Raw genomic sequence first — 16,790 nt, 5'->3', positions numbered from 1 at the left:
TTGATGCCTTCGCAGGCAAGCCAGCTCCCACAGTTGATCTTCGTCGCCCCACAGTCCCCTGTGGGAGCTGGCTTGCCTGCGAAGGCATCGACTGGTTGTACCTGAAGCACCGCGGGGCTTGCATCCCGGCGGTAGGCTGATCACTCCAGTGGCCGCAATGACGACGCCACCAGCAAATCCCGCGTATACGCATGCTGCGGCGCTTCAAACAGTTGCTGCGTACTCCCCGCCTCCACCACCACGCCGTCCTTGACCACCATCAAGTCGTGCGCCAACGCGCGTACCACAGCCAGGTCATGGCTGATAAACAGGTAGGTCAGGCCGTGCTCCTCCTGCAAGCGGCGCAGCAGGCTCACCACTTGTTTTTGCACGGTGCGGTCCAGCGCCGAGGTGGGTTCGTCGAGCAGGATCAGGTCCGGCTTGATCACCAGTGCGCGGGCGATGGCGATGCGTTGGCGCTGGCCGCCGGAAAACTCGTGGGGGAAGCGGTGGCGGGTGTCGGGGTCGAGGCCGACGTCGCGCAGTGCGCTGATCACTTCGGCCTCACGCTGGGCGGCAGTGAGGTCGGTGTGCACACGCAGGCCTTCTTCGATAATTTGCTGCACGCTCATGCGTGGGCTGAGGCTGCCGAACGGGTCCTGGAACACCACTTGCAGCTTGCGCCGCCACGGGCGCAGTGCCTTGCCTTTGAGCGCGTCCAGGGCCTGGCCTTGAAAGCGGATGCTGCCCTGGGCGTCGATCAACCGCAGGATCGCCTGGCCGAGTGTGGACTTGCCCGAGCCGGACTCGCCGACAATCCCCAGGGTCTTGCCGCGCTGTAAGCGCAGGTCGATGCCGTCCACCGCCTTGATCGGCGGTTTGCGCCGCAACAGGCCGCCTTGGGCGAACCAGACCCTGAGGCCGTCGACCTCCAGCAGGTTACCCGCCGGTTCACGCTCAAGCGCACGCCCTTCGGGCTCGGCTTCCAGCAACTGGCGGCTGTAGGCATGTTGCGGCGCGGCGAACAGCGCCTGGCAGTCCGCCTGTTCGACGATCTGCCCCGCCCGCATCACCGCCACGCGCTGGGCGACGCTGCGCACCACGTTGAGGTCGTGGCTGATCAACAGCAGCGCCATACCCAGGCGTTGTTGCAGGTCTTTGAGCAGTGCGAGGATGCGCCGCTGCACGGTCACATCCAGCGCGGTGGTGGGCTCGTCGGCGATCAATAGCAGCGGCTCACAGGCCAGCGCCATGGCGATCATCACCCGCTGGCGCTGGCCGCCGGAGAGTTGATGCGGGTAGGCATTCAGGCGTTGGCGCGGCTGCTGGATGCCCACCAGTTCGAGCAACTCCAGCACCCGTTCGCGTGCGGCGGCGCCGCCCAGGCCTTTGTGCAGCAGCAGGGTTTCGGACAGCTGCCGCTCGATGCTGTACAGCGGGTTGAGCGAGGTCATCGGCTCCTGAAAGATCATGGCGATGCGGTCGCCGCGAATCTGGCGCAGGCGCGCAGGCGGGGCGCCGAGCAATTCTTCGCCCAGGTAGCGAATGCTGCCTCGGGTGCGGGTGGTGTGCACCGGCAGCAATTGCAGGATCGAATGCGCGGTCACCGACTTGCCGGAGCCCGACTCGCCCACCAGCGCCAGGCATTCGCCGGCGCGAATATCCAGGTCGATGCCCCGCACCGCCTTGTGCCCTTCGAACGCCACCTGCAGGTTACGGATTTCAATCAACGCATCAGTCACGGCACGGCTCGCTTATCAGGATCGAGGGTCAAAGGCGTCGCGGCAGGCTTCGCCGATAAACACCAACAGGGACAGGATCAGCGCCAGCGCAAAAAACGCCGTCAGCGCCAGCCACGGGGCTTGCAGGTTGTTTTTGCCCTGCCCGATCAACTCACCCAGCGAGGCGCTGCCGGTGGGCATGCCGAAGCCGAGAAAATCCAGGGCCGTGAGCGTTGAGATCGCCCCGGTCAGAATGAACGGCAGGTAGGTCAAGGTGGCGGTCACCGCATTCGGCAAAATGTGCCGCAGCATCACCGCGAAATCGCCCACACCGAGGGCGCGAGCGGCTTTGACGTATTCCAGGTTGCGCCCGCGCAGGAACTCGGCGCGCACCACGTCCACCAAGGTCAGCCAGGAGAACAGCGCCATGATCCCCAGCAGCCACCAGAAGCTCGGCTCGACAAACCCGGAAAGGATGATCAGCAGGTACAGCACCGGCAGCCCGGACCAAATTTCGATCAGGCGCTGGCCCAGCAGGTCGATCCAGCCGGCGTAATAACCTTGCAGCGCGCCGGCGGCGATACCGATCAAGGCGCTCACCAGGGTCAAGGCCAAGGCAAACAACAGCGATACACGGGTGCCGAAAATCACCCGCGCCAGCACGTCCCGCGCCTGGTCGTCGGTGCCCAGCCAGTTCTGCGTGCTGGGCGGCGTGGGCGAAGGCGCGGTGAGGTCGTAGTTGACCGTGTCATAACTGAACGGGATGGGCGCAAACAGCATCCAGCCGCCCTGCCCTTCGATCAGCTCGCGCACGTAAGGGTCGCGGTAGTCCGGTTGAAACGGCAGCGTGCCGCCGAAGTCCTGTTCGGTGTAGCGCTCGAATGCCGGCAAATACAGCGCGCCTTGGTAGGACACCAGCAAGGGTTTGTCATTGGCCAGCAGCTCACCGCCCAGGCAAGCGACAAACAGCGCCAGAAACAGCCACAACGACCACCAGCCCCGGCGATTGCGTTTGAAGTGCAGCCAACGGCGGCGTGTGGTCGGGGAAAAAGCCTGCATCAGTGCGCCCTCGCAGAAAAATCCAGACGCGGGTCCAGCAGCCGGTAACACAGGTCACCGAGCAATTTGATCACCAGCCCCACCAACGTGAAGATAAACAGCGTGCCGAACACCACCGGGTAATCCCGCGCCACCGCCGCTTCGTAGCTCAGGCGGCCGAGGCCGTCGAGGGAGAAGATCACTTCAATCAGCAGCGAGCCGCCGAACAGCATGGCGGTAAGCGCCTGGGGCAGCCCTACCACGATCAGCAGCATGGCGTTGCGAAACACATGCTTGTACAGCACCTGTTTTTCGCTGAAGCCCTTGGCCCGTGCGGTCACCACGTACTGGCGGCTGATTTCATCGAGAAAGCTGTTTTTAGTCAGGATGGTCAGGGTGGCAAACCCACCGATCACCAGCGCCGACACCGGCAGCACCAGGTGCCAGAAATAATCCACGACCTTGCCCGCCCACGACAGGCTGGCGAAGTTTTCCGAGACCAGGCCGCGCACCGGGAACCAGTTCAACAGGCTGCCACCGCCGAACACCACGATCAGCAACAACGCAAACAGAAACGCCGGCATGGCATGGCCGATGATCACCGCCGCACTGCTCCACACGTCAAAGCGGCTGCCATGGCGCACGGCTTTGCGGATGCCCAGCGGGATCGACACCAGGTAGCTGATCAGCGTGGCCCAAAAACCCAGGGACAAGGTGACCGGCAGTTTTTGCAGGATCAGGTCGGTGACCTTGGCGCCGCGAAAGAAGCTGTCGCCAAAATCCAGGCGCGCGTAGCTGCTGAGCATCAGCCACAGACGTGCGCCCAAGGGTTTGTCAAAGCCGTACTGGCGTTCGATATCGGCCACCAGCGCCGGGTCCAGGCCACGGGTGGTGCGCGCTTCATTGCTGCCCGCTTCCACGCGGGTACCGGCGACGGAGGCCTGGGTGCCGATGCCTTGCAGGCGCGCGATGGCTTGCTCCACCGGGCCACCGGGTGCGGCCTGCACAATGAAAAAATTGACCAGCAAAATGCACAGCAGGGTCGGCACGATCAGCAATAAACGGCGTGCGCTATAGGCCAGCATGTTGGCTCACCTCGGTCAGTTCGCGCATTTGCGCGGTGGTCAACGGCGTAGGGCTCAGTTCCCACCAGGTGTCGATGCCCACTTCATTGAGCGGCGCGGTGCGCGGGCGGCCGAAACGGTTCCACCACAGCGACGACGAGCCTGGCGGGTAGTAGTTGGGAATCCAGTAAAAGCCCCACTGCAAAACACGATCGAGGGCGTGGGCGTAGCGCACCATGGTCGGACGGTCGTTGGCGCGCACCAGGCCATCGATCAACGCGTCCACCGCCGGGTTGCGCAGCGCCATGTAGTTGTTGGAGCCCGGGTCGTCGGCGCTTTCGGAGCCAAAGTAGTTGATCAACTCGCGGCCCGGCGATGGGCTGACCGGGTAGCCCACAACGATCATATCGTAGTCCCGAGCGCGCACGCGGTTGGTGTACTGGGCCGAGTCGATCATGCGGATGTTGAAACCGATGCCGATCTGCGCCAGGTTGCGCTTGTATGGCAGCAGCAAACGTTCGAACCCCTTCTGGCTGTTGAGGAAGGTGAACTGCAACGGCGTGCCCTCGGCATTCACCAATTGGTCGCCCTTGGGTGTCCAGCCCGCCGCTTCGAGCAACCTCAAGGCCTGCGCCTGCTGGGGCCGAATGCGCCCGCTGCCGTCGGTGTGCGGCGGTTGATAGACCTCATCGAACACCGCCTCCGGCACCTGGCCGCGCCAGGGTTCAAGTATCGCCCGCTCCTGGGCATCGGGCAGCTCACTGGCCGCCAACGGGCTGCGGGAAAAGAAGCTGCGCTGGCGCAGGTACATGCCGTGCATCATCTGCCGATTGCTCCAGTCGAAATCCCACAACAGGCTCAATGCCTCACGCACGCGGCGGTCCTGGAACTGCGGCTTTTGCAGATTGAATACAAACCCCTGGGTGCCCTGCACCGCGCTCGGTGCCAGCTGCTCACGTTGCAGGCGGCCGTCGCGCAGGGCTTCGCCGTCGTAGCCCACCGAGTAGCTGGTGGCAGAGAACTCACGATTGAAGTCATAGCCCTGGGCTTGCAGGATCTGGCGCGACACATCGGTGTCGGCAAAAAACTCCAGGCGCAGGGTGTCGAAGTTGTACTGCCCTTTGCTCACCGGCAGGTCTTGCCCCCACCAGTCCTTGACCCGCTCGAAGGTGACGCTGCGGCCGTTGTCCACTGCGCTGATGCGATAAGGGCCGCTGCCCAGCGGCGGTTCAAAGCCACCGCCGTTGGCAAAGTTGCGCCCGCGCCACCAATGCTCCGGCAACACCGGCAACGAGGCGATGTCCAGCGGTAAGGTGCGGTTGTCGGCGCTCTTGAAGGTAAAGCGTACCTGGGTCGGTGACTCCACCAGCACCTCGTCCACATCGGCAAAGCTTTGGCGGTAGGCCAGGCTGCCCTGGGTGGTGAACAGCTTGAAGGTGTAGGCCACGTCTTGGGCGGTGATGGGCGTGCCATCGGCAAAGCGTGCCTTGGGGTTGAGGTAGAAACGTATCCAGGTGTGGTCTTCCGCCAGTTCCAGGCGCTGGGCCACCAGGCCATACACCGTGTAGGGTTCATCCTGCGCGCGGTACGCCAGCGGGCTGTACAGCCAGCCCTGGATCTGGGTGATGCCGGTGCCTTTGTCCACATAGGGGATCAGGTGGTCAAACGCGCCGCCTTCCATGGACGAGCGGCGAAAACTGCCGCCCTTGGGGGCGTTCGGGTTGACGTAATCCAGGTGCTGGAAGCCGGCCGGGTACTTGGGGGCTTCACCGTAGACGGTCAGCGCGTGCGTGGGTTGAGCGAGTAGCGACGAGGCCCAGAACCCGGTCAGCAGTACCCAGAACACGCTACGAAACAAGATCACAAACTCAGCTCCTTTCTTGAAAACACTGAAGATCAAGGGTGGGAGCTGGCTTGCCTGCGATGAGGCCCTGTCAGTCAGTATTTCATCGACTGATACACCGCTATCGCAGGCAAGCCAGCTCCCACAGTTGAATGGCTTTGTTCTTGAGCCAGTACTTCAGGCTCAGAAGTTGTAGGAAACCCGGCTATACAACGTGCGCCCAAACGGGTCGGAGTAACGCGGGTCGTAGCCACTTTGGAACGTCGAGGTCTGGTTGCTGAACGGTGGCTCGCGGTCGAACAGGTTCTGCACGCCCACGGTGATCTGCGCGGTATCACGCCAGGTATAAGTGCCGGCCACGTCCCACACGCTCCAGGCCCCGACTTTGTCGTGGTAGGCGCGGTTGTAGTCGTTGTAGCCGCTGGTGTAGCGGTTGGTCAGCGAGGCGCCGAGCGGGCCCTGGTTCCAGGTGCCGGTCAGGCTGTGACGCCAGCGCGCGACGGCGCCGGCCGAGGAAAAATCACCGCCGCGAAAGTCACCGGCCTTGTCGATGTAGTCACCCTTGAGCTGCTGCTGGTACACATAACGATCAACGTAAGTGCCTTGCAGGTTGGCGCCGAACTGGCCGAATCTGGACTCGGCAAAGCGGTAGTCGAGGCTCACGTCGACACCATTGGTCTTGACCTTGCCCAGGTTGGCGAGCCCGGTGACGATATGGTCGATGGAGCCATCAGCCTTGCGCACGATGCGGTCCGAATACAGGTCCGGTTGTTCAAACACCGCCGACTCCGGGAATTCAGCAATCTGGTTGGCGATCTTGATCCACCAGAAGTCCAGGCCCACCGACAGATTGGTGACCGGCTGGTACACAAAGCCCAAGGTCACGTTGCGTGCGGTCTCGGGGCTCAGGCTCTGGTTGCCGCCATTGCGGCTGAAGAACTGCTGCGCACAGTCGCGGTTGGCCAGGCCGCCATTGCTCGGCCGGCCACCGGCACACAGGCGCGGGTCGTTGTAGTTGGCCACGGTGAAGGTGGTGAAGTTGGGGTTGTAGAGCTCATACAGCGACGGCGCCCGGAAGCCTTCGCTGTAGGCGCCACGCACCACCAGCTCGCGGAACGGCTGAAAGCGGAACGAGTATTTGGGGTTGGTGGTGTTGCCAAAGTCACTGTATTTGTCGTGACGCAGCGCCGCCGACAGTTCCAGGCTGTCGAGCACCGGCACATTCACTTCGGCGTATTGCGCCGACACGCTGCGGTCACCCGCCACCGTGGCGGCCGGGTCGACGCCCAGGCTTTGCACATTGGCGGCAAAGGCGGCGAAGTCCTGGTGGAAGTCTTCCTTGCGGTACTCACCGCCCAGCGCCAGCGCCGACGGCCCTGCGCCAAACCAGTCGCCAATGTCGCGGCTGATGCGCCCATCGATGCTTTTGACCCGGCCCACGGCCGTGCCGTAATCGCCATCCACGCCACTGGCATCCAGCAAGGCACGGCCAGCGGCTGACTGCGGGCCGAACGGGTTGATCACACCGGTGTTGATGCCGTTGGCCACCGCGCGATCATCCACATAGCCGCTCTGGATCGCGTTGGTGACTTTGTTCTGGTTGTAGGCCGCGCCGACGTTGTAATCCCAGCCCGCCAGGGTGCCTTCGAAGGTCAGCAGCAGGCGCTGGCCGACGTTGTCGTCTTCATGCTTGCGCGGCCCCACTTCGCTTTCGCGCCAGTTCACGTCGACCGGTTGCGTGGGGTCCAGCGCAAATTGGCTCGGGCCTGGGGTGATGCCGTTGCCAGGGTAGTACGGCGTGCCGGGTTGCACTTGCAGGCCTTGCAGCAAGCCGGGCCCGATTTGAGTACGGTTAAGGTTGCGCGCCCAGAAGTATTCGAGGCTCACGGTGTGGTCATCGGCCAACTTGCCGCTGGTCTTGCCGAAAAACGAGGTCTTTTCGGTTTCCGGCACCAGGTCCAGGTAGCTCCACAGCGATTGCCGGCAGATGCCGCTGCGTGAAATCAACCCAGGCGCATTACAGCCGGACGCCGCCAACGGGTTACTCGCGTTCGCGCCCTGGCTGTAGTTGGCCGGCGAGGCGATGCCCGAGGAATAATCCAGGCCACGGCCCGGCTGGTAGTTATAGGTGTAGTCGCGGTCCTTGGCCTTGAGGCTTTGCTGTTTGTCGTGGCTGACCACGCCGAACACGTTGAAGCGGTCTTCGTCCAGGTCGCCAAAACCCCAGCTGCCGCTGAAGTTATTGGTTTCACCGCCGCCTGCGCGGGTTGGCGTGCTGCCGCCCAGGGTCAGTTGGCCGTCGGTCACGCTTTTTTTGGTGATGAAGTTGATTACACCGCCGATGGCATCCGTGCCATACAGCGCCGAGGCGCCGTCGCGCAGCACTTCCACGCGGTCGATGGCGGCGAACGGGATGGTGTTGAGGTCGACCCCCGAGCCATTGATCGCATTGGTGGCGTTGTTGGCCAGGCGGCGGCCGTTAAGCAGCACCAGGGTTTTGTTCGGGCCGATACCGCGCAAATCGGCAAAGGCCGCCCCACCGCTACTGGAGCCGATCGAGCGACCGGAGCCGACCGAGGACTGGTTGGCGGAAATGCGGCTGATCAGTTGCTCGGTGCTGGTGACGCCCTGTTTTTTCAGTTCTTCGGTGCGCAGGATGGTCACCGGCACAGCAGTTTCCGCATCGACCCGGCGGATGGCGCTGCCGGTGACTTCGATGCGTTGCAATTGTGGAATGACCGAGGGGCTTTCCACACCGGTCGCAGCTGAAGCAGTGGCGGCGGGCGGCGGTGCGGCGCTCAAGACGATGCCGCTGGCGCTTTCGCTGTCTTGCAAATCGGTGCCCTGCAAGGCGATTTGCAAGGCCTCGCCGGCGCTCAAATCGCCTTTGATCGCCGGCGCATTCAGCCCGCTGACCAAGTGTTGCTCAAACGAAATCGGCTTGCCGCTTTGCTGGGAAATGCTCAGCAGGGTTTTGTCCAGCGAACCGGCCGGAATATCCAGCGGCGTGGCGGCCACGGTGCCGGTGGCGACCGTGGCGGCGAGGCTGAGTAAAAAGCGTGTGTGTCGTGGCGTAGGCATGCGTCGGGGGCTCCCTGTCCTTTGGTCTGGTTATGCAGGGTTGTGCGGCGGCGCCGAGGTTTTTATAGGGCGCCGGTTAGACCGTTAACGCATGTCCTTATGCACTCATTTGCCGAAGTGGTAACTCACGTCCAACCAGACTTGCCGGCCGTAAGGGTCGTAGTTGCCGACCGGGTAGTACGGCCACGCGGAGTCATCATGCTTGTAGGTGTTGAACAGGTTGTTGACGGTCAGGCCGACGCTGGCTTCATCCGTCACCTGGTAACGCGCACTGGCGTTGAAGGTGGCCCACGGCGACAGGCGCCCGGTGCCCGCGGCGTTGGTGACGCTGCCGTAACGCAAGCCGGTCAGGGTGGTGGTGAAACGCTGGTAATCCCAGGTGAGGCTGGCGTTGACCTTGCTGCGCCAGTCATAGAAGTTGGTGCTGCTGCGCACGTTCTGGGTTTGCGCCTGGTCCGAATCCTTGAGGTAGTGGGACAGCACCAGGCTGTAGCCGATCACCGAGCTGAACGCGCCGTACTCGCCCGCGCCCCAGCGGATATTGCTCTTGAGGTCCAGGCCGCTGGCCCGCTCGCTGGCAGCGTTGATGGCATTGATGTGCACCTGTTGCAGCTGGTTCGGGTCGACGGCGGCGTTGCCGGCGTTACGTTGCACACGTGCCAGCACGTCGGCGCAGGTGGTGGCGTCGAGCAGGCCGTTGCGGCATTGGTCTTCCTGTTGCAGCAGGCGGTTGATGTCGACGGTGGTCAGCAAATCCTTGATCTGCACGCGCCAGAAATCGGCCGACACATCGAACTGGCGCGACGGCGACCAGACCACGCCATAGGTCCAGGATTTACCACGCTCAGGCGCAAGGTCCGGCGTGCCGCTTTGGGTGTAGTCGACGCGCCCGCGATTACACGCGCTGTCGATGCCCTTGCTGCAACCGTAGTAGTCGATCTGGTCGGGCTTGTAGCCCCGGGTATCGGCCTGGTAGATGTAGTTGAGGTCCGGCGCTCGGAAGCTGGTGCCATAGCTGCCACGCAACAGCAGGCTGGTGATCGGCCGCCACTCAAGGCCCAGGTTGTAGGTTTTCTGTTGCTCGGAGCGGCCACTGAATTTGTACTGGTCCCAACGCCCGGCAGCCGAGGCCAGCAGCGTGTCGGTGACGGGAATGCTGAACTCGCCGCCCGCCGCATAACGGTCGCGCGAACCGCCGGAATTGGAGGCCGGTGTGGTGTTGTAGAAGGTGCCGTCGTTAAGTTGGTCATCCACATGCACGCTGTAGGACTGGCGCCCCACTTCGGTCACACCGGCAAACCCCACCGGCCCGGCCGGCAGCTCGAACAGGTCGCCGTTGATGTTGGCGCTGAAGGTCTGGGACACCGACTTGCTCTTTTGCACCAGGTTGCCGCGAAACTGCCGCCACTGCTCTTCGGTCAGCGGCTGGTCGAGCCGCGAAGGGTCCGGGGCAAACACCGGGTGGCCATCCTGCGTGCCCAGTTGCGGCCCCAGGAAGTAGTCGCGGATGCCGCTCAGCGGCGTGTACCGGGTGGTGCGGTCGCTGGTGTATTCAGAGCGGTTGGCCGCGAGCTGATAACCCCAGTCGCTGTTGGCAAACTTGTCTTCAAGGCCCAGGGTGCTGGTCCAGGACAGTTCGCGCCATTTGCTGTTGTTGCTGGTCTTGCCGCCGATTTCTTCCGCGGCAAAATTGCGCGACCAGCGCTCCAGGTTGCCGGTGGTCTGGTTGATAAAGTCCGGCGAGGTGAAGCTGGGTCCACGCGTGTTGTTCTGGGTGTGATCGAAGCCGAACATCAAGTCGGCAAACACCTTGCCGCTGTCGCTGAAGTGCCAGGTGCCCCGGGTGTAGCCGTCGTAGTTTTCCTTTTCGGCTTGCAGGGTCGAATAGTCGTTGTAGTACTGGTTGGTGGTGCAGCGGTTGCCGGTATTGCCCAGCTTGCCGTTGTAGATACCACCGTAGGCACCGCAACCGGGGCCCAGGTACGCGCCGCTGTCGAGGTTGCGCCGGTAGCCGACGTTGACCGCCGGGCCGTCGGTCATAAACCCGCGCTGGTTGCTCCAGATAGGTTGGCGGTTGGTCAGCTCCAGGCCGAACACGCCGTCAAAATCGCCCCAGCTGTCGCCCCCGCTGATTTGCAGCCGCTGGTTGTCACCGCCGCCACGCTCGGCATAACCACCGCGCACATTGACGTCCACGCCGCTGATCTTGTCCTTGAGGATGATGTTGACCACGCCTGCAATCGCATCCGAGCCATACACCGCCGAGGCGCCGCTGCTGAGGATTTCGATGCGCTCGATCATCACCGCCGGGATGTTCGCAAGGTTGGTGAAGTTGACCATGCCATCGTAGGCCGTGGGGTAGTCGGCCACGCGTCGGCCGTTGATCAGCACCAGCGTGTGGTTGGGCCCCAGCCCACGTAGGTTGAGGGCGCTGGCGGCTGGCTGGAAGGTGTTGCCGTAGTCTTCGCCCTGGGTCATGCCGGTGTTCTGGGTTTGCGAGGCGATGGCGTCGTAGACGTTTTTGTAGCCCCGGCTGGTGATCTCTTCGCTGCTGATCACCGTGACCGGCGACGGCCCTTCGACTTGCGCGCGGGCGATACGCGAGCCGGTGACCACGACTTTTTCCAGGGCCACATCGCCGGGTACTTTCGCCGCTACGGGGGCCGGCTTGACGCTGGCGGCGGGCGCCTTGGCAGCCCGGCGCAGTACCCAACCACCGTCGCCGCTTGGCACGGCATCCAGGGCCGAGCCGCGCAGCGCCTGCTGCAACGCCTGCTCGGTGGTAAAACTGCCGCGCACCGGCGCACTGGTGAGGCCCTGCACCAAGTCTTGCTGAAAGGAGATGGGCTGGCCGCTGCGGCGCGACAGGTCGAGCAGCGCCTGGTCAAGCGGGCCGCTGGCGATATCAAAATCGAAAGCCTGGGTGTGCGTGGCCACGGCCGACGACGGCTGCCCGAAGGCCACCGCGCCATGGCCCGTCAAGGCCACGCCGATGGCCAGTGACAGCGCCACCAGTGATGAGCGGCTGAGGTGTGTGAATTGCATGGTTGAGCGTCCCCATCAGTGTTATGCAGTTGATGGGTTGAACAACCAACCAGCGGTTTTTATAGGCGGCCGTTAGGCTAAAAAAGCATGGGCTTATAACGCTGCGCCGACGCGCTTGCAGGTGGATAAAGCTCTGCCTGCATTGGGGTGTGCAACAGCCTTCAAGTTTTTATAGAGCACCGGCAAATTATTTTATCGACGCTCGATGCTGACCCAATAAGGGCTGTGGTAATCGATCTGCACCGGCAAGGATTTGGCCAGTAGTTGCAGGGCGCTTTGGCTGTCGTCCAGCGGGAAGATCCCACTCAAACGCAGGCTCGCCGCCTCAGGGCTGACGCGGATGATGCCGCGCCGGTAGTCACGCAGCGCCTCCACCACGTCACCCAATGAACGGTCGCGCACCTCCAGCAGGCCTCGCGTCCAGGCCGCCTCGCCGCCACTGGCGGCTTCGAGCTTGAGGATGCCTTGCGTGTCGAACGTGGCCTTCTGGCCGGCGTTGATAACCTGCACGGCGCCGCTGCGTGTGGTGATCTGCACCTGAGAGTGCAGCATCGTGATCTGCGTTTGGCCTTCGCCCTGCTGCACCAAAAACCGCGTACCCAACGCCCGCATGCGGCCTTGTTCGGTTTCGACAATAAACGGGCGCAGGCGGTCCTTGGCCACGTCCACCAGCAGCTTGCCATCGAGCAGTTGCAACAGCCGTTGCTGCGGGTCGAACTGCTTCACCACCTTGCTGCGCGCATCCAGGCTCAACGCGCTGCCATCTTCCAGGGTGAGGTTCAAACGCTCGCCCGTACCGGTGCGCAAAGTGTCCGCCGGCAACCATGTGTCGGACAAACGCATGACGATGCTTGCAAAGGAGGCAACCCCCGCCAACGCCAACGTATTGCGCAAAAAACTGCGGCGGCCAGAGGGTGCATTCAAGGTGTGCAACAAGCTGTCGCGGGGCATGCGCCGCAGGTCTTCGTTGCCCAATACCGACACGCCGCTGCCCATCCTATTGAAGATCTCGGCACGGCGTGGGTCGCCCTCGCGCCAGCGGCGGAAGGCACTGTGCTCCTGGGCACTGGCATGCCCGGATTGCAGTAACGCCATCCACTGCGCGGCCTCGTCGATCATGGCCTCATCGGATGCGGTGGTGCTCATGGCTGCGCCATCGCCAGGTAGCAGCGCTTGAACGCATCCGCCATGTACTGCTGCACCCGGCTGACCGAAACATCCAGCCGCTCGCCGATTTGCGCATAGGTCAAACCATCCAGCTGGTGATACAAAAACGCCGCCTTGGCCTTGGCCGATAACCCGTCGAGCAAACGGTCGACCTCAAGCAGCGTCTCGATCAACACCAAGCGCTCCTCCGGCGACGGATGCATCAACTGCGGCGCCAGTGCCAACGCTTCCAGGTAGGCGCGCTCCAGATCCTGGCGGCGCCAGCCTTCGTACATCAAGCGCCGCGCAATGGTGGTCAACAACGCCCGCGGCTCGCGAATGGCCGCAGGGTCCGGCAACGCCAGCACCCGTAAAAAGGTTTCCGACGCGATGTCCTGCGCCCCATGCGGGCACCCCATCGCCCGGCCAACGCGCGCGCATAGCCAGCTGTAGTCACTCTTGAACATCTGGCCAATCAGACCGAAGTGCAGGTTCTGATTCACACCCATTGCATGCTCCATGCGGATAGCGGCCATCGGGCCTTGCTGTGAAGAGCGATGGAAAGTCATCGCAGGAAGGGCGGACTTTGCATGAAGGGGGTATAGGTTAGGAAAGAATAAAAAATTGCAAAGGGCTTCAAAAAAAGCATATGAAAATTAGCAAAAATCGAAGCCCATTTGAGCATGAGGTGTTTCATCCTTGACCGCGCTGCGCTTTTTCCCAAGGGTCGCACTCGACTTCTTCTTTGTACGCGGCGGGGCTTTTAATACCTCTTCAACGTGATCATCAAACGTATGGCCAAACAGTGCTCGCAGGAATGCCTCCTGGTACACCTGAACATCCTCAGGCGAAAGCTGATCCCAAAAGGATTGCCCAACATACTTCAGGTAAGCCGGGGGCACAGGGTACTCTTCAACTAAATCTTCGAGTACTGAACTGTAGGTCAAGATCTTTCCTTTCGATTCCCACCCACGTTCAAAGTGGTCCGCCTGATGAGGAATTGAGAAAGACGCTTTTTTGTACATTGACGAACTGTGGGTTGTGACACAAAAATTGGCACCCGCCCAAACATCATCGTTATCCGCACTTAATTGTGAAACCTGAAACAATTCGTCAAGTACTTCTGCAGCAGTGCCCGCTTCTAAAAACACTTCGTAATTATGACTGAAGTCATTGGGTTCAAGCCTGGCAACCCCGATCAGGTTGGGCAACATCAGCTTCATAGCGTTTCTAAAGCTTCTTACGTTTTGCGTATTTTCACACAGCACCTCAATTTGCGCCTGACGCCCCTCTAAAAACGTCTGAAACCTGGCTTGTTTTAACATTGTTTTTGGCGTGAGCGATTTAAACAACCCAGGGTTAATCGGCGCAATACTGTACCCCTCGCCCATTCTGTCTTTGGCAAAAGCCTCCAGGGAATTGCACATCGTTTCGTAACAGGCCTCTGCGAACCACTCTGTTTCCCCGTCGGTGTAGTACGCCTCGGGCAGAGGCGTATTGTAGGCTAAGTAAGAAATCTTTAACGCGGTCTCCAACATACACGCTTCAGGTCTGCTATCGGTGCGCAGTACCAATGAGCGTTTGAGACAAAAGGGACCAAATTGCCTGTTTAAATCGTTTACCCTGCGGCGAATATCGCTGCTCACCCCCATTTTATGGCATATACCGTTCTCTCTGACGAGGATATATAAAAAGTGTCTTCCAAACATTGGAGCTCTCGCAAGTGCTGATTAACTTCCATCATCCGATAAAATAACGAAGTCGCCAACAGGACGATGAAGACCGAGCGGGATCAGCAGTGACCACTTGCACCGTTGTGCCAGAGGGCACTGCGCAGTTGTTTTTTCTCGCGCCTTGCCCTCAACTACAGCCTCACCCTCACACACGAGTATCAACCTTGGAACGCTATGAATCGCTGGTCATCGGCCTGGGTGCCATGGGGGCCGCCACGGTGTATCAACTGGCGAAAGCCGGTGTGAACGTCGCCGGTATCGACCGTCATCACCCGCCCCACACGCTGGGCTCCAGCCATGGCGACACGCGTATCACGCGGCTGTCGGTGGGCGAAGGCGCGCAATACGTGCCCATTGTGCGTCGTTCCCACGCTATCTGGCGCGAGCTGGAGGCGTTGTCGGGGGAGGCGCTGTTTGAGCAGTCGGGGTTGCTGGTGCTCACCTCTCGTGATGACTTTGATCCCAGCGATGCAACCGATTTTACCCTTCGTACGATCGGCCTGGCGCAAACCTACGGCATTGAACATGAGCTGCTGGACGCTGCGCAGATTCGCCAGCGTTTCCCGCAATTTGCCCAGGTGGCGGATAGCGCCATCGGCTATTACGAGCCTGGCGGCGGCTTCGTGCGCCCGGAGCGGTGCATTGATGTGCAGCTCACTTTGGCCGAACAACACGGCGCCACGCTGTACAAGGGCGAGACGGTGACTCACATCCGTTCGGATGCTCATGGCGTGACGGTGACCACCGACCAGCGCACGTTGCAAGCCGACAAGTTGGTGGTGAGTGCGGGCAACTGGGCCGGCGAATTACTCGGCGCGCCGTTTGACCGGTTGCTGAGTGTTTACCGGCAACAGCTGTTCTGGTTCGCGCTGGAGCCTGGGGCCGACCTGGTGGGCAAATCCCCCACCTATATCCTCACGCACGATCAAGGCCAGACCCACTATGGTTTCCCGGCGTTGCCCGGCGAAGGCAGCCTGAAGCTGGCTACGGCGCAATATCACACCACTTCCACGCCGCAAACGCTGGACCGCACGGTCTCGGCAGCGCAAGCGCAGCAGATGTACGAACAGCAGGTTCAGGGCCGTATCACCGGCGTGTCGGCCAAGGTGGTCAAGTCGGCGGTGTGTGCCTACACCGTGACGCCGGACCACGATTTCATCATCGACAAACACCCCACGCTGCAGCACACCCTGGTGGTGTCGCCATGCTCGGGGCATGGCTTCAAGCATTCGGCGGCGCTGGGTGAGGCGTTTGCGCAGTGGTGCATGGGTGGGTCGAGTGAGCTGGACCTGTCGGCGTTTTCGTTGAAGCGCTTCGACGGCAAAAGCGTTTAAGAAAATGCAGACACGAACCCGTGGCGAGCGGGCTCGCCACGAGGGGCAATTGTGCCTTCTGGCCCGACCTATTTGGCGAACGCATATTCCCCGCCCTGCTCCACCGCCTTGCGGTACGCAGGTCGCGCCTGGAAGCGTTGCACCCATGCCGCCAGGTTTGGATATGCCTGCAACTTGCCCTGGGCCTTGGCGACTTCGCCGATAAAGCTCATCTGGATGTCCGCGCCGCTCAGTTCGTCACCGAGCAGATACGGCGTATCCGCCAGCACGTCATTCAGATAGCCCAGGTAGTTGGCCACTTCCGACTCGATACGCGGGTGCAGCGGCGCGCCGGCTTCACCCAGACGACCGACGTAGAGGTTGAGCATCAGCGGCAGCATGGCCGAGCCTTCGGCAAAATGCAGCCATTGCACATATTTGTCGTAGGTCGCAGAGGCAGGATCAGGTTGCAGTCGGCCTTGACCATGGCGGCGGATCAGGTAGTCGATGATGGCGGCGGATTCGATCAACACCAGGCTGCCATCTTCGATGACCGGGGATTTGCCCAGTGGGTTGATGGCCTTGAGTTCCGGTGGTGCCAGGTTGGTTTTCGGGTCGCGCTGGTAGCGCTTGATTTCGTAAGGCAGGCCGAGTTCCTCAAGTAGCCAGAGGATGCGCTGTGAGCGCGAGTTGTTAAGGTGGTGAACGGTGATCATGGGCAACTCCGCGGGGCAAGGGTGAGTATCAGGGTATGAGACTATGCCAGCACTGAGGAGTGCCCATGATTTATTGTGGCAGCCCCTTCACGAGAGGCTGCCCCTCAAGAG

Annotated in this window: 11 protein-coding genes; 1 reads left to right on the top strand and 10 read right to left on the bottom strand. The window is 61.8% G+C overall.

Annotated features, from left to right (window positions below):
• Window positions 1–140: 140 nt before the first annotated feature.
• The 9 genes from QF043_RS08515 to QF043_RS08475 form a co-directional block, all read right to left on the bottom strand.
• Window positions 141–1,721: an ABC transporter ATP-binding protein gene (locus tag QF043_RS08515; RefSeq protein WP_307418160.1), complete on the bottom strand. Its 1,581-nt coding sequence runs from the start codon at window positions 1,719–1,721 to the stop codon at window positions 141–143.
• Between the two features lie 15 nt (window positions 1,722–1,736).
• Complete coding sequence (locus QF043_RS08510; RefSeq protein ID WP_305454353.1) at window positions 1,737–2,759, bottom strand: ABC transporter permease; 1,023 nt, start codon at window positions 2,757–2,759, stop codon at window positions 1,737–1,739.
• A complete protein-coding gene (locus QF043_RS08505; RefSeq protein ID WP_058420990.1) occupies window positions 2,759–3,823 on the bottom strand; it encodes a microcin C ABC transporter permease YejB in 1,065 nt (354 codons plus the stop codon). Before QF043_RS08505 ends, QF043_RS08510 begins: the two co-directional genes overlap by 1 nt.
• Window positions 3,810–5,666 carry an extracellular solute-binding protein gene (locus tag QF043_RS08500; protein WP_307418158.1) on the bottom strand — a complete coding sequence of 619 codons (1,857 nt, stop codon included), beginning with the start codon at window positions 5,664–5,666 and terminating at the stop codon, window positions 3,810–3,812. Before QF043_RS08500 ends, QF043_RS08505 begins: the two co-directional genes overlap by 14 nt.
• 162 nt (window positions 5,667–5,828) lie before the next feature.
• Window positions 5,829–8,726: a TonB-dependent receptor gene (locus tag QF043_RS08495; protein ID WP_307418157.1), complete on the bottom strand. Its 2,898-nt coding sequence runs from the start codon at window positions 8,724–8,726 to the stop codon at window positions 5,829–5,831.
• 105 nt (window positions 8,727–8,831) lie between these two features.
• Window positions 8,832–11,771 carry a TonB-dependent receptor gene (locus tag QF043_RS08490; protein WP_307418156.1) on the bottom strand — a complete coding sequence of 980 codons (2,940 nt, stop codon included), beginning with the start codon at window positions 11,769–11,771 and terminating at the stop codon, window positions 8,832–8,834.
• Between the two features lie 192 nt (window positions 11,772–11,963).
• On the bottom strand, window positions 11,964–12,917 hold the full coding sequence (locus QF043_RS08485; protein WP_307418155.1) for a FecR domain-containing protein: 954 nt from the start codon (window positions 12,915–12,917) through the stop codon (window positions 11,964–11,966).
• Window positions 12,914–13,426 carry a sigma-70 family RNA polymerase sigma factor gene (locus QF043_RS08480; protein WP_307418154.1) on the bottom strand — a complete coding sequence of 171 codons (513 nt, stop codon included), beginning with the start codon at window positions 13,424–13,426 and terminating at the stop codon, window positions 12,914–12,916. The genes QF043_RS08485 and QF043_RS08480 overlap by 4 nt, the downstream gene beginning before the upstream one ends.
• A 147-nt stretch (window positions 13,427–13,573) precedes the next feature.
• A complete protein-coding gene (locus tag QF043_RS08475) occupies window positions 13,574–14,455 on the bottom strand; it encodes a hypothetical protein (protein WP_307418153.1) in 882 nt (293 codons plus the stop codon).
• Between the two features lie 359 nt (window positions 14,456–14,814).
• Between QF043_RS08475 and solA the strand changes: the two genes are divergently transcribed.
• A complete protein-coding gene (solA, locus tag QF043_RS08470) occupies window positions 14,815–15,984 on the top strand; it encodes an N-methyl-L-tryptophan oxidase (RefSeq protein WP_307418152.1) in 1,170 nt (389 codons plus the stop codon).
• 68 nt (window positions 15,985–16,052) lie between these two features.
• On the opposite strand, the gene QF043_RS08465 is transcribed toward solA, so the two are convergent.
• Window positions 16,053–16,679: a glutathione S-transferase family protein gene (locus QF043_RS08465; RefSeq protein ID WP_307418151.1), complete on the bottom strand. Its 627-nt coding sequence runs from the start codon at window positions 16,677–16,679 to the stop codon at window positions 16,053–16,055.
• Window positions 16,680–16,790: the final 111 nt, after the last annotated feature.

It is taken from the genome of Pseudomonas sp. W3I7, from assembly GCF_030816095.1.
Taxonomy (GTDB): Bacteria; Pseudomonadota; Gammaproteobacteria; order Pseudomonadales; family Pseudomonadaceae; genus Aquipseudomonas; species Aquipseudomonas salomonii.
Note: the sequence above shows the minus strand (reverse complement) of the source record. Positions and strands in the feature narration are given on the sequence as shown.

Bases quoted from the DNA above. Each gene is read 5' to 3' on its own strand.
- QF043_RS08510 (WP_305454353.1), bottom strand. From the start codon at position 2,759: ATGCAGGCTTTTTCCCCGACCACACGCCGCCGTTGGCTGCACTTCAAA.
- QF043_RS08485 (WP_307418155.1), bottom strand. From the start codon at position 12,917: ATGAGCACCACCGCATCCGATGAGGCCATGATCGACGAGGCCGCGCAG.
- QF043_RS08505 (WP_058420990.1), bottom strand. From the start codon at position 3,823: ATGCTGGCCTATAGCGCACGCCGTTTATTGCTGATCGTGCCGACCCTG.
- QF043_RS08495 (WP_307418157.1), bottom strand. From the start codon at position 8,726: ATGCCTACGCCACGACACACACGCTTTTTACTCAGCCTCGCCGCCACG.
- QF043_RS08490 (WP_307418156.1), bottom strand. From the start codon at position 11,771: ATGCAATTCACACACCTCAGCCGCTCATCACTGGTGGCGCTGTCACTG.
- QF043_RS08465 (WP_307418151.1), bottom strand. From the start codon at position 16,679: ATGATCACCGTTCACCACCTTAACAACTCGCGCTCACAGCGCATCCTC.
- QF043_RS08475 (WP_307418153.1), bottom strand. From the start codon at position 14,455: ATGTTGGAGACCGCGTTAAAGATTTCTTACTTAGCCTACAATACGCCT.
- QF043_RS08480 (WP_307418154.1), bottom strand. From the start codon at position 13,426: ATGGGTGTGAATCAGAACCTGCACTTCGGTCTGATTGGCCAGATGTTC.